At 62.1% G+C, this 12,829-nt stretch carries 16 protein-coding genes; 11 read left to right on the forward strand and 5 right to left on the reverse strand.

Annotated features, from left to right (window positions below):
* Positions 1-32 precede the first annotated feature (32 nt).
* The 5 genes from NKJ13_RS05045 to NKJ13_RS05065 form a co-directional block, all read right to left on the reverse strand.
* Positions 33-422 carry a type II toxin-antitoxin system VapC family toxin gene (locus NKJ13_RS05045; protein WP_352505217.1) on the reverse strand — a complete coding sequence of 130 codons (390 nt, stop codon included), beginning with the start codon at positions 420-422 and terminating at the stop codon, positions 33-35.
* Positions 409-684, reverse strand: coding sequence for an AbrB/MazE/SpoVT family DNA-binding domain-containing protein (locus tag NKJ13_RS05050; protein ID WP_254818449.1), 276 nt, complete (start codon positions 682-684; stop codon positions 409-411). Before NKJ13_RS05050 ends, NKJ13_RS05045 begins: the two co-directional genes overlap by 14 nt.
* A gap of 132 nt (positions 685-816) precedes the next feature.
* On the reverse strand, positions 817-2,229 hold the full coding sequence (gene tldD, locus NKJ13_RS05055) for a metalloprotease TldD (RefSeq protein ID WP_352505216.1): 1,413 nt from the start codon (positions 2,227-2,229) through the stop codon (positions 817-819).
* 81 nt (positions 2,230-2,310) lie between these two features.
* The gene (locus NKJ13_RS05060) at positions 2,311-2,802 is read right to left on the reverse strand and encodes a GNAT family N-acetyltransferase (protein ID WP_352505215.1); all 492 of its coding nucleotides are present in this window, start codon (positions 2,800-2,802) and stop codon (positions 2,311-2,313) included.
* A gap of 9 nt (positions 2,803-2,811) precedes the next feature.
* The gene (locus NKJ13_RS05065) at positions 2,812-3,336 is read right to left on the reverse strand and encodes an invasion associated locus B family protein (RefSeq protein ID WP_254818452.1); all 525 of its coding nucleotides are present in this window, start codon (positions 3,334-3,336) and stop codon (positions 2,812-2,814) included.
* Positions 3,337-3,707: 371 nt separating this feature from the next.
* Between NKJ13_RS05065 and coxB the strand changes: the two genes are divergently transcribed.
* The 11 genes from coxB (at position 3,708) to rnhA (ending at position 12,822) form a co-directional block, all read left to right on the forward strand.
* On the forward strand, positions 3,708-4,586 hold the full coding sequence (gene coxB / locus NKJ13_RS05070; RefSeq protein WP_254818655.1) for a cytochrome c oxidase subunit II: 879 nt from the start codon (positions 3,708-3,710) through the stop codon (positions 4,584-4,586).
* Between the two features lie 38 nt (positions 4,587-4,624).
* Positions 4,625-6,277, forward strand: a complete 1,653-nt coding sequence (ctaD, locus tag NKJ13_RS05075) for a cytochrome c oxidase subunit I (RefSeq protein WP_352476671.1) — start codon at positions 4,625-4,627, stop codon at positions 6,275-6,277.
* 76 nt (positions 6,278-6,353) lie between these two features.
* Positions 6,354-7,298 carry a heme o synthase gene (locus tag NKJ13_RS05080; RefSeq protein ID WP_352505214.1) on the forward strand — a complete coding sequence of 315 codons (945 nt, stop codon included), beginning with the start codon at positions 6,354-6,356 and terminating at the stop codon, positions 7,296-7,298.
* A complete protein-coding gene (locus tag NKJ13_RS05085) occupies positions 7,295-7,462 on the forward strand; it encodes a cytochrome c oxidase system small membrane protein (protein ID WP_502900450.1) in 168 nt (55 codons plus the stop codon). Before NKJ13_RS05080 ends, NKJ13_RS05085 begins: the two co-directional genes overlap by 4 nt.
* 7 nt (positions 7,463-7,469) lie before the next feature.
* Positions 7,470-8,102, forward strand: a complete 633-nt coding sequence (locus NKJ13_RS05090; RefSeq protein ID WP_352476673.1) for a cytochrome c oxidase assembly protein — start codon at positions 7,470-7,472, stop codon at positions 8,100-8,102.
* 1 nt (position 8,103) lies between these two features.
* Positions 8,104-8,985 carry a cytochrome c oxidase subunit 3 gene (locus NKJ13_RS05095; RefSeq protein ID WP_254818455.1) on the forward strand — a complete coding sequence of 294 codons (882 nt, stop codon included), beginning with the start codon at positions 8,104-8,106 and terminating at the stop codon, positions 8,983-8,985.
* An 82-nt stretch (positions 8,986-9,067) separates the two neighbouring features.
* On the forward strand, positions 9,068-9,454 hold the full coding sequence (locus tag NKJ13_RS05100; RefSeq protein WP_352505213.1) for a DUF983 domain-containing protein: 387 nt from the start codon (positions 9,068-9,070) through the stop codon (positions 9,452-9,454).
* A complete protein-coding gene (locus NKJ13_RS05105; protein WP_352505212.1) occupies positions 9,451-10,206 on the forward strand; it encodes an SURF1 family protein in 756 nt (251 codons plus the stop codon). The genes NKJ13_RS05100 and NKJ13_RS05105 overlap by 4 nt, the downstream gene beginning before the upstream one ends.
* A gap of 107 nt (positions 10,207-10,313) precedes the next feature.
* Complete coding sequence (gene ispH / locus NKJ13_RS05110) at positions 10,314-11,318, forward strand: 4-hydroxy-3-methylbut-2-enyl diphosphate reductase (RefSeq protein WP_254818458.1); 1,005 nt, start codon at positions 10,314-10,316, stop codon at positions 11,316-11,318.
* A 5-nt stretch (positions 11,319-11,323) separates the two neighbouring features.
* Positions 11,324-12,286 (forward strand): homoserine kinase, encoded by a 963-nt coding sequence (locus tag NKJ13_RS05115; protein ID WP_352777198.1) that lies wholly within the window; start codon positions 11,324-11,326, stop codon positions 12,284-12,286.
* Complete coding sequence (gene rnhA, locus NKJ13_RS05120) at positions 12,283-12,822, forward strand: ribonuclease HI (RefSeq protein WP_352777201.1); 540 nt, start codon at positions 12,283-12,285, stop codon at positions 12,820-12,822. Before NKJ13_RS05115 ends, rnhA begins: the two co-directional genes overlap by 4 nt.
* The last annotated feature ends 7 nt before the right edge of the window (positions 12,823-12,829 follow it).

A 12,829-nucleotide genomic window follows, 5' to 3' on the forward strand; every position in this document is an offset into this window, starting at 1 on the left:
GCCTTCATGCCAGGCTGGGTGGCCATAAACTGCTATGCTTCTTGCACGCCGTCATATCCAGCCGCCTGCGCTGCCGTGACGAACTTACGATCAAAAGTCGCGAAGCCAACGCAGTGAGCAGATTTGCCCAGATGCAGCGCATCAGCGAAATCCAATCCCCTTTCCGAGAGGTCGAGCGCGGACGACACGACCGTCCCGTCTTCCACCTCTACCGTAGGGAGCCCGCTAAACGCCCGTAGCGTGCGGGCGATTTCGAGCGGTGCCAAACCGTAGGCGCTGCGCAACACCCACTCGACCTCCAGCATTACCGTGACGGCGACAAAGACTGGCTGGCTATCGATCAACGCGCGGGCGCGGGAAGACTGAGTCGGGTGATCGTCCGTCAGGTAGCGGACGATCAGGTTGGTATCAATCGCGAGCATGGCGCCGCCGCGCTTCGGCGAGCACGCCCGCGTCCATTTCTTCCAACGTCTTCGGTCTGCCGCTATAGCGCAGCGATCCAAACACGTCCTCTGGCCGCGTCTCGGCGAAGACTGGCGCAGGCTTCAGTAGCACTCCCTCCGGGGTATCTTCGACCAGAAGGCGTGTGCCGGCGTCCCATTCTCTCCGTTTCCGGATCGAACTGGGCAGGATGACCTGTCCCTTGGTCGAGACGGTGGTCACGAGCTTTTCCGCGGCAGCCATGATGGCGCTCCTCTGGATGTAAGACGAACGTAAGATAAGTGAAGATCGCGCCCAATTCAAGGCTCGAATAGCTCAATGGGACGACAGGACGGACAGGGTGTTCGAAACAGCGATGCCGGACCGCCGGCCGCATCAAACCCTGGTGCCGCCGACCGTCATCTGGTTCATCCTGAGATGCGGCTGGCCGACGCCGACCGGCACGCCCTGTCCGGCCTTGCCGCACATGCCGATGCCGGTGTCGAGCGTCATGTCGTTACCGATCATCGCCACACGATGCATGGCATCCGGCCCGTTGCCGATCAGCATGGCGCCCTTGATCGGCTGCGTTACCTTGCCGTTCTCGATCATGTAGGCCTCGGTGCAACCGAACACGAACTTGCCCGAAGTGATGTCGACCTGGCCGCCGCCGAACGACACGGCATAGATGCCGTTCTTGACCGAGGCAATGATTTCCTCCGGCTCCATGTCGCCTGCGGTCATGTAGGTGTTGGTCATGCGCGGCATCGGCTCGTGTGCGTAACCTTGGCGCCGCCCGTTGCCGGTGGCTTTCATGCCCATCAGACGCGCGTTCTGGCGGTCCTGCATGTAACCGACCAGCTTGCCATCGTCGATCAACACGTTGTGGGCAGAAGGCGTGCCTTCATCGTCGACGGTCAGCGAACCACGCCGTTCGGGAATGGTGCCGTCGTCGACGACGGTGACGCCTTTCGCCGCCACCTGCTGGCCAAGCAGGCCGGCGAAGGCAGACGTCTTCTTGCGGTTGAAATCGCCTTCCAGCCCGTGGCCGACGGCCTCGTGCAGCATGACGCCCGGCCAGCCGCTCGACAGCACGATGTCGAAAGTGCCGGCAGGCGCGGGAACCGCTTCGAGATTGACCAGTGCTTGCCGCAGCGCCTCCTTGGCCGCATGCTTCCAGCTGTCCTCGATCAGGAACTCGCCAAAATCCTTGCGCCCGCCCATGCCGTAGGAGCCGCTCTCCTGGCGGTCACCGTCGCCGACCACCACCGACACGTTGATCCTGACCAGCGGGCGGATGTCGCGGACCATCTGGCCATCAGCGCGCACGATCTCGACATGCTGCCAAGAGGCGGCGAGCGACGCCGTCACCTGCCGGACGCGCGGGTCCTCCGATCGCAGCCAGGCATCGATTTCCTGAAGCAGCTTGGCCTTGGTCTCGAAGGAAGGCGAGGGGATAGGGTTTCCGTCACCGTAGAGATGGCGGTTGGTGCGGGCGGGAGCCGCAGCAAGCCTGCCGGAATAGCCGCTCTTCACCGTCGAAACCGCGTCGGCGGCGCGCAGCAGCGAGGCTTCGGAGAGATCACTGGAATGGGCGTAGCCGCTGGCCTCGCCGGCGACTGCGCGCAGGCCAAAACCCTGGTCGGTGTTGAAATTGGCGGTCTTCAGCTTGCCATTGTCGAACATCAGCGCTTCGCTTTCGCTGTATTCGAGAAACAGTTCACCGTCGTCGGCGCCGTTTATAGTCTCGGCGACGATCTGCTTGATGCGATCGTCGGAAATGTCGAATTGGCCGATCAGGCTGTTCATGGCGCTGGCCTCTTGAGAAGTGATTTACGGCATGTAGGCGCCTGGGCGCCGTTCGGCAACTTCACGGTGGAACACCACGACCTAAGTCAAGCGGCGTGCCATCATGATTTCGTCGATCTCCCTGCCTTCATGAAGAAAGCCGGCCGGTATGCAGCCTACTTCGTGAAAACCTTCTCGTTGATAGAATCGTATGGCCGCTGGATTTTCAGCACTTACAGCCAGCTCGACCTGCCTTATGCCCAATGCTCGGGCGTGATCGAGCAGCAGATTGAGCATCTTGACGGCGTATCCGCCGCCACGCTCGCTGCCGCGCAAATAGACCATGACGATCGTCGCGCGGTGCGCCATCTTGCTGGCCGGCTGGCGCATCAGGCCCATTATGCCGACAGGTTCCCCGCTCCGAAAGCTGACGACAACCAGGTTGTTCGTCAGGCGCCGCCGCCATTCCTCGTCGGGAAGTTGCTCCCATTCCGCTGCGCTGCTGGCGAAGGCTTCGGGCGCAGCGCGCAAAGCCTCCAGGCGAATTCGCCTGAATATCTCGAAGTCGTCCGCATCGAGCAGTTTCAGCGTCAACGTGCAGCCTCAAGGCAGGGCGGCAAAGCCGTCGGCGAAACCCTTGAGGTCGACGGGAATGCCGATGCCCTCCTCCGGCGTCTGGAAGACGATGAAGGTGGCGGACGTACCGGTCTTCAGCGTGTCGAGCAGCGGCTTTTCCAGGATGACCTCGGCGTAGCAGCCGTCCTGGAAACAGCGCACGAAATAGGCGCGGCCGATATCCTTGCCGTCGACATTGAGGCCGAGCCCGTTGGGCAACAGCACGCCGAGCGGCGCCAGCACGCGAAGGATTTCGGCCTTATTGTCGGCTGTACGCAGCACGACGACGGAAAGACCCATTTCCGGGCGGTCCTCGGCGACGACGTTCTGCATCATCACGCATTGTTCGGACGTAGCACCGGCCGGCGTATCGCAGATGATCGACCACGCCCCATGCGTCGACTTCACCGTGCCGCTTGGCTGCGCGGCATTGGCCAGGCCGGCGCCGGGCAAGGCTATTGCGGCGGCAACAAGGATGACCTTCGCCAAGGTTCTCGAAAGCCAAGGGTTCATGACGGCTCCATTGCGAATCACGGCACTTTAAGCCGCACTAAACCCAAGTAAAGGACGAGACCCCGGCGATCTGCCCCGACACAGGCGACAATGCGCTTTTCAGTGCCAATTTCGCCCTAATTGCGACGGTTCCGCGCGCCGCGCGGCTCATTCTACTCGGATGCCGCTCTGGTGATTCGCGGCGAGCCATCACCGCACGAAGCCAGCGCCGCGCTTGCGCGCAAAAATGCCGCACGGGTTCCGGCGCTCCTTTCTTGCGGAGGCAAATAGAGTATGGTTTGAACCAGCCTTGAATTGTCCGGGATTCCCGTCCCGGCATTGTTCGACATTCTTGCGGTCCGATCGCGAGGAACTGGGAGATAACGAGGGCGATGAGAAAATTCCTGGCAACCGCCAAAATCGTAGCTAGTGCCGCCGCCACGTTGTTTGCCGCTGCATCGGCTCGTGCAGCCCAGCCCCAGCCTTGGGAAACCAGTTTTCAGCCTGCGGCGACCGACATTATGAGGCAGATCGAGTGGTTCGGGAACTACTCGTTCGCGTTCATCATTGTGATCACCGCCTTGGTGCTTTTCCTGATCGCCTACTGCATTTTGCGGTTCCGGGCGAGCGTCAACCCGACCCCGTCGCGCACCAGCCACAACACGCTGATCGAGGTCATCTGGACTGTCGGTCCCGTCGTGATCCTGCTCTGTCTCGCCATTCCCTCGTTCCAGCTGCTGACCGCGCAGTACACGCCGCCGGAAGAAGCCAAGCTGACCGTCAAGGCGACCGGAAATCAGTGGAACTGGGACTACGAATACCAGGTCGACAATACGCTTTCCTTCAATTCCGCGATCCTTCAGGATGCCGACAGGGCTGCTGCCGGCAAGGAAGATCGCGCCGCGTATCCGCGCCTGCTCGCCGTCGACAATGAGATGGTGGTGCCGGTCAACACCATGACCCGGGTGCTGGTGACGGCGACCGACGTCATTCACGCGTTTGCCATGCCGTCCTTCGGCATCAAGACCGATGCGGTGCCGGGCCGCATCAACGAGGTGTGGTTCAAGGCCGACAAGGAAGGCCTCTATTATGGCCAGTGTTCCGAACTCTGCGGCAAGGACCACGCCTTCATGCCGATCGCTATTCGCGTCGTCTCCGATGCGCAATACAAGACCTGGCTGGCGGCAGCCAAGACCGACCTTCCCGGCGCCAACAAGGCGCTGATGGCCGAGGTCGATGGCACGAACAAGGTAGCGGCCGCCGGCAACTGATGCCGCGACCAGAAAAGATTCAGGGAACGGAGCCGATCATGGCAGACGCTGCAGTTCACGACGACCACGACCACAAGCCGTATCATGGCTGGGTCCGGTGGGTGTATTCGACCAACCACAAGGACATTGGCACGCTTTATCTGATCTTCGCGATCATGGCGGGCTGCATCGGTGGCGCCTTGTCGGTCGTCATGCGCATGGAATTGCAGGAGCCGGGCATCCAGATATTCACTGGCCTGGCGCAGATGGTCTACGGCATGAATGGTGACGCCGCTATCGACGGCGGCAAGAGCATGTACAATGCTTTCACCACGGCGCATGCGCTGATCATGATCTTCTTCATGGTGATGCCGGCGCTGATAGGCGGTTTTGCCAACTGGATGGTGCCGATCATGATCGGCGCGCCGGACATGGCCTTCCCGCGCATGAACAACGTCTCGTTCTGGCTGCTGCCGCCGGCTTTCATCCTGCTGATTATCTCCGCCTTCGTCCCGAGTGCGCCCGGCGCCTACGGCGTCGGCGGCGGCTGGACGCTTTATCCGCCGCTATCGACATCGGGCCAGCCCGGACCGGCCATGGACCTGGCGATCCTTTCAATCCACATCGCCGGCGCCTCCTCGATTCTTGGCGCCATCAACTTCATCACCACCATCTTCAACATGCGCGCGCCCGGCATGACCATGCACAAGATGCCGCTGTTCGCCTGGTCGGTGTTGATCACCGCCTTCCTGCTGCTTCTGTCGCTTCCAGTGTTGGCCGGCGGCATCACCATGCTGTTGACCGACCGCAATTTCGGCACCACCTTCTTCGCCCCGGACGGCGGCGGCGATCCGATCCTGTTCCAGCACCTGTTCTGGTTCTTCGGCCATCCGGAGGTCTACATTCTGATCCTCCCGGGTTTCGGCATCATCAGCCACATCATCTCGACCTTTTCGAGGAAGCCAGTGTTCGGTTATCTAGGCATGGCCTATGCGATGGTTGCCATCGGCGCAGTGGGCTTCATCGTCTGGGCCCACCACATGTACACGACGGGCCTGTCACTCGACACACAGCGCTATTTCGTCTTTGCCACCATGGTCATCGCGGTGCCGACGGGTGTGAAGATCTTCTCGTGGATCGCCACTATGTGGGGCGGGTCGATTTCGCTCAAGACGCCGATGCTGTGGGCGATCGGCTTCATCTTCCTGTTCACTGTTGGCGGCGTCACCGGCGTGCAGCTGGCCAATGCCGGCCTCGACCGCCCGCTGCACGACACCTATTTCGTGGTCGCGCACTTCCACTACGTGCTGTCGCTGGGCGCGGTCTTCGCCATCTTCGCCGGCTGGTACTACTGGTTCCCGAAAATGACCGGCTACATGTATTCGCCGGTGATCGCCAACACCCACTTCTGGGTCACTTTCGTCGGCGTCAACCTGGTTTTTTTCCCGCAGCACTTCCTCGGCCTTTCCGGTATGCCGCGTCGCTATATCGACTATCCGGATGCCTTCGCCGGCTGGAATATGGTGTCGTCCTACGGCTCGTACATCTCGGCTGTCGGCGTCGTCATTTTCCTGTTCGGCGTCTTCGAGGCGTTCCAGAAGAAGCGTGTCGCCGGCGCCAATCCTTGGGGCGAGGGTGCGACCACGCTGGAATGGCAGCTGCCTTCGCCGCCGCCGTTCCACCAGTGGGAACAGTTGCCGAAGATCAAGTAGGCGGTTGCCTCCTTTAATACGGAACCGCCGGCCGACCGGCGGTTTTGGCCAACGGAATGATGGACTTTAAGTACGCATGGCCCTTGCCGAAGACAGACTGATTGACGAGCCAGGCTTCCGCATGTCGGAAGCGACGGCGGGCGATTTCTTCGCCCTGCTGAAGCCGCGCGTCATGTCGCTGGTGGTGTTCACCGCGTTTGTCGGCATGGTCGCCGCTCCGGTGACCATCAATCCGCTGCTGGCGGTGATCGCGATCCTGGCTATTGCCATTGGTGCTGGCGCGTCCGGTGCGCTCAACATGTGGTACGACGCAGACATCGATGCGGTGATGACGCGCACCGCCGGCCGTCCCGTGCCGGCCGGCCGCATCCGGCCAGGCGAGGCATTGAGTTTCGGGCTGGTGCTTTCGGTTCTGTCGGTGATGACGCTCGGCGTGCTGGTCAACTGGTTGGCCGCATCGCTTCTGGCCTTCACCATCTTTTTCTATGCTGTCATCTATACGATGTGGCTGAAGCGCCGGACGCCGCAGAACATCGTCATCGGCGGTGCTGCCGGCGCCATTCCGCCGGTCATCGGCTGGGCGGCGGTAACCGGATCGGTCAGCCTCGAAAGCTTGGTGCTGTTCCTGATCATCTTCCTGTGGACGCCACCGCATTTCTGGGCGCTCGCGCTGTTCAAGTCGGAGGACTACGCCAAGGCAGGCATTCCGATGATGCCGAATGTCGCCGGCCATCCCGCGACCAGGCGCCAGACCTTTGCCTATGCGCTGGTCCTCGCGCCAGTTGGCGTGCTGCCATGGGTTCTTGGCTTCACCACGCCGGCCTATGGCATCGTTGCATTGCTGCTCGGCGCCGGCTTCGTCTGGTATGCGTGGAAGGTGCTGCAAATGGCCGATGACGACAGGGCGATGAAGCCGGCCAAGGCCTTGTTCGGCTATTCGCTGCTTTATCTCTTCGCTATCTTCGCCACCTACCTTGGCGATTGCGTCGTCGCGCGCGCGCTGACCATCGGCGGAGCATGAGCATGGCCGAAAAGCAGCTTGAACTGGTCACACTGACCGAACGTCAGCAGAAGGCGCGCCGCAATCGCTCGGCCGCAATCGGTTTGGCGCTGGCGGCGCTGGTCGTCATATTCTACGTCGCGACCATCGTGAAATTTGGCCACAGTTTCCCTGGCTCGATGTGAGCTGACGATGACCAGGCAAACAGTCACCGATCCTACGAAGAAGAATACGAACCGCGTCGTCGCTGCCGTCTGCATCGCGTTCTTCGGCGGCATGATCGGCATGGCCTACGCCGCGGTGCCGCTCTATGCGATGTTCTGCCAGGCGACAGGCTACGGCGGCACCGTCAAACGGGCGACCCAGCAATATGCCGATCGGGTGCTCGACCGCGACATCACCATCCGCTTTGATGCCAACACCGCCGGCGTTCCCTGGCAATTCCAGCCGGTCGACCGCTCGATCACCATCAAGATCGGCGAGACCGCCGAGGCGCATTTCAGCGCGACGAACAAATTCAGCCGGCCCATCACCGGACGCGCCACCTTCAACGTGCAGCCGGAACTGGCCGGACCTTACTTCAACAAGGTCGAGTGTTTCTGCTTCACCGACACGACGTTGAAGCCGGGCGAGACGCTGGACATGCCGGTCGTGTTCTATGTCGATCCCGACATCGTCAACGCGCCGGAATTGAAGGATTTGAGGACGATTACCCTGTCCTACACGATGTTCCCGGTCGACAAGACCAAGCCGGTCGCATCATCGGTGCCGGCCGACGGCCGCCGCAACAAGATTTCAGATACCGAAGCAAGCCTCGGGGGTTGATATGGCAGACGCACACGCAAAACCACAGCATGACTATCATCTCGTCGACCCGAGCCCGTGGCCTTTTCTGGGCTCCGTCGGGGCGCTGGTGACCGCGATCGGCGGCGTCTGTTACATGCAGTATCTCAAGGGCGGCGATTTCCCGATCTTCGGTTTCAACATTGCCAATCCGTGGCTGTTCTTCATCGGCCTTTTGATCGTCATCTACACGATGTTCGCCTGGTGGTCCGACACCATCAAGGAGGCGCATGAGGGTCGCCACACCCGCGTCGTGTCGCTGCATCTGCGCTACGGCATGATCATGTTCATTGCCTCCGAGGTGATGTTCTTCGTCGCCTGGTTTTGGGCCTTCTTCGACGCCAGCCTGTTTCCGGGCGAGGTCCATCAATACGCCCGCACCGCCTTCACCGGCGGCGTCTGGCCGCCCAAGGGCATCGAAGTTCTCGACCCCTTCCACCTGCCGCTCTACAACACCGTCATCCTGCTTCTGTCGGGCACCACGGTGACATGGGCGCATCACTCGCTCATCCACGGCGACCGCAAAGGCCTGATCAATGGCTTGGTGCTGACCGTCGGCCTCGGCATGCTGTTCACCATGGTGCAGGCCTACGAGTACATGCACGCGCCGTTCGGCTTCAGGGATTCGATCTACGGCGCCACCTTCTTCATGGCGACCGGCTTCCACGGCTTCCACGTCATCATCGGCACGATCTTCCTGTTGGTCTGCCTGATCCGCGCCATGAAGGGCGACTTCACGCCCAAGCAGCATTTCGGCTTCGAGGCCGCCGCCTGGTACTGGCACTTCGTCGACGTGGTGTGGCTGTTCCTGTTTGCCTCGATCTACGTCTGGGCATCGAACGGCGCGATGATCGAACCGCATTGAGATCGACCTGAGGAAATCGACAAGGCGGCTGCGGCGACGTGGCCGCCTTATCTTTTGCGGCAAATGCTCCTAGGATGATCCGATGAGCGACGACAAGGCGATCTGGCCACCAATCGATCCGATCCCGGCCGGCCTGCATGGCCGCTGCCCGCGCTGCGGCGAGGGCAAGCTGTTTTCTGGATTCCTCACGGTCGGCAATCGCTGCACCAATTGCGGCCTCGATTATTCCTTCGCCGATGCCGGCGACGGGCCGGCGGTGTTCGTTATCCTGATCATCGGCTTCATCGTCGTCGGCCTGGCGTTGTGGACGGAGGTGACGCTCAATCCGCCGCTCTGGCTGCATCTGCTGCTGTGGATTCCGCTGACGCTGGTGCTTTGCCTGGCGGCGCTCCGGCTGATCAAGGGCGTGCTGCTGACGCTGCAATACCGCAACAAGGCGGCCGAGGGCCGGCTGGACCGCGGCGAATGAGCGAGGCATCAGGTTTGGTGGCCGGCCGGTCGCGGCCCAAGCGCGCATTGGCACTCGGCCTGGGTATCATCGTGTTTTTGATCCTGCTGGCGCTCGGCACCTGGCAGGTTCAGCGCCTGCACTGGAAAGAGGGCCTTCTCCAGACGATAGACCAGCGCACGCATTCGGCGCCTGTGCCATTGGCCGAGGTCGAAAAGCGGTTTGCTGCCACCCGCGACGTGGACTACACGCCGGTAACGGTGACCGGCACTTTCCTGCATCAAGGCGAGCGGCATTTCCTCGCCACCTGGGAAGGCCAGTCCGGTTTCGATGTCTTCACGCCGCTGCAACTCGACGATGGCCGTTTCGTACTGATCAACCGCGGCTTCGTGCCTTACGATTTCAAGGACCCAGCCAAGCGGCCGCAGGGGCAGGTAACGGGCGAAGTGACGGTGACGGGGCTCGCCCGCAACCCGCTGCCGGCCAGGCCCTCGATGATGCTTCCCGACAATGATCCGCAGAAGAACATCTTCTACTGGAAGGATCGTGATGCGATGGCCTCGAGCGCCGGCCTGCCGGCAGGTGCGGCGCTGGTGCCGATCTTCATCGATGCGAACGCCACGCCCAACCCCGGCGGGCTGCCGGTCGGCGGCGTCACCGTCATCGACCTGCCGAACAGCCATCTGCAATATGCGATAACCTGGTACGGCCTTGCCGCCGCCCTTGCCGGTGTCCTTATCTCCTGGCTCCGCCGCCCGGCGAAAGACCAATGATCGCCGCCACTACCCTTGACAGGGCAGGGCCGCGCACCTCATTTCGCGCCTAGAGCTCAGAAGTCACAGTCCGATCAACCGGCCTACAATCAGCGTAAGATGCAATCATGCTTCACACAAAGCCACCGCTGACCATCCGGCTTTGCCAGCCGCGCGGTTTCTGTGCCGGCGTCGACCGTGCCATCCAGATCGTCGTGCTGGCGCTGAAGAAATACGGCGCGCCGGTCTATGTCCGCCACGAGATCGTGCACAACCGCTACGTCGTCGAAGGGCTGCAAAGCCTCGGCGCGGTGTTCATCGAGGAGCTCTCCGAAATCCCGCCCGAGCATCGCCAGAGCCCGGTCGTCTTTTCGGCGCATGGCGTGCCGAAATCGGTGCCGGCCGACGCCCAGTCGCGCAACCTCTTCTATCTCGACGCGACTTGCCCGCTGGTTTCGAAAGTCCACAAGCAGGCAATGCGCCATCAGCGGCTTGGCCGCCACGTGCTTTTGATCGGCCATGCCGGGCATCCCGAGGTGATCGGCACAATGGGCCAGTTGCCGGATGGCGCGGTCACTCTGATCGAGACCGAAGCCGACGCCGCAAGCTTCGTGCCTGCAGACCCGCAGGCGCTCGGCTTCGTGACCCAGACGACGCTGTCGGTCGAGGACACCGCCGGTATCATTCGCGCCCTGCAGCAGCGTTTTCCCGAGCTGCACGCGCCGGCGGCGGAATCGATCTGTTATGCCACCACCAATCGCCAGGAAGCGGTCAAGGAAACAGCGGCCGGCGCCGATCTCTTCCTCGTTGTCGGCGCACCTAACTCCTCCAACTCGCGGCGCCTGGTCGAAGTGGCCGAGCGCGCCGGCGCCTCGATGTCGCTTCTCGTGCAGCGCGCCTCCGAAATTCCGTGGAATGAGATTGCCGGCATTTCGACGCTCGGCCTGTCGGCGGGCGCCTCGGCGCCGGAGATCATCGTCGACGAGATCGTCGATGCGTTCAGGCAGCGCTTCGACGTGACCATCGAGCTGGCCGTAACGGCGACGGAGACGGAGGACTTTCCGGTGATGCGGGTGTTGCGCGATGTCGAACTGACGGCCGCCGACATGGCCTTCGTCAACGGGGCCGCGTAACAACGATGGCGGTCTACACCGACGTCAACGAGGGCGAGCTCGGCGCATTCCTCAGGAACTATCCGGTCGGCGACCTCCTGTCCTACAAGGGCATCGCCGAAGGCACCGAAAACTCGAATTTTCTGCTGCACACCAGCAGCGGCTCCTACATCCTGACGCTTTACGAGAAGCGCGTCGACAAGGCTGACCTGCCGTTCTTTCTCGGCCTCATGGCCCATCTCGCCAGAAAGGGCATTTCTTGTCCGCTCCCGGTCACCGCACATGATGGCAGTGTGATCGGAACACTTGCTGGTCGGCCGGCGGTCATCATCACCTTTCTCGAAGGCCTGTCGCTGCGGCGGCCGACGGCTGCGCATTGCGGCGAGGTCGGCAAGGCACTGGCGGCACTGCATCTGGCCGGCGCGGATTTTCCGATGACCCGCCTCAACGCCCTTGCCATCGATGGCTGGCGCAAGCTGTGGAATGCCGCCCGCGCCCGCGCCGACGAGGTCGAGCCGGGACTGGCGGCCGAGGTCGATGCCGATTTCGCCGATTTCGAGCGGAACTGGCCGAACGGTCTGCCGCAAGGCATCATCCATGCCGATCTTTTCCCGGACAATGTGTTCTTCCTCGGCGAGAAACTGTCCGGGCTGATCGACTTCTATTTCGCCTGCAACGACCTCTACGCCTATGACGTTGCCACGTGCCTGAACGCCTGGTGCTTCGAGAAGGATTTTTCCTTCAATCTGACCAAGGGCACGGCGCTGCTTGCCGGCTACCAAAGCGTGCGGCCGTTGAGCAGTGACGAGAAAGCTGCGCTGCCGATGCTGGCGCGCGGCTCGGCGCTGCGCTTCATGCTGACCCGGCTCTACGACTGGCTGACGGTTCCGGATGGCGGGCTGGTGATGAAACGCGACCCGACCGAGTATATCCGCCGGATGCGCTTCCACCGGGCGATCAACTCTCCTTCCGAATATGGACTGACATGACCAAGCGCGTTGAAATCTTCACCGATGGTGCCTGTTCGGGCAATCCCGGGCCTGGCGGCTGGGGCGCAATCCTGCGCTTCAACGGCGCCATCAAGGAGCTCCATGGTGGCGAGGCTCTGACCACCAACAACCGCATGGAGTTGTTGGCGGCGATCTCGGCGCTCAACGCGCTCAAGGAGCCTTGCGTCGTCGACCTTTATACCGACAGCAACTACGTCAAGGACGGCATTTTCGGCTGGATCGAGGGCTGGAAACGCAACGGCTGGAAGACCGCTGCCCGGCAGCCGGTGAAGAATGCCGAGCTGTGGCAGCAGCTCGACGCGGCGCGCAACCGCCATCAGGTCACCTGGCATTGGGTCAAGGGCCATGCCGGCCATCCTGAGAACGAGCGCGCCGACGAATTGGCGCGGCTCGGCATGGCGCCATTCAAGACGAAGTCGGCGAAACCCGTGCTCGCGTCCGTGCCGCCGAAGGAAGGCACCCGGTCCAGGCAATCGGCGGCCAAGAAGGTTCGGCGCTCGACCCAGAGTTATTGATCCGGTT

This window comes from Mesorhizobium sp. M0174 (genome assembly GCF_040322275.1).
Lineage (GTDB): Bacteria > Pseudomonadota > Alphaproteobacteria > Rhizobiales > Rhizobiaceae > Mesorhizobium.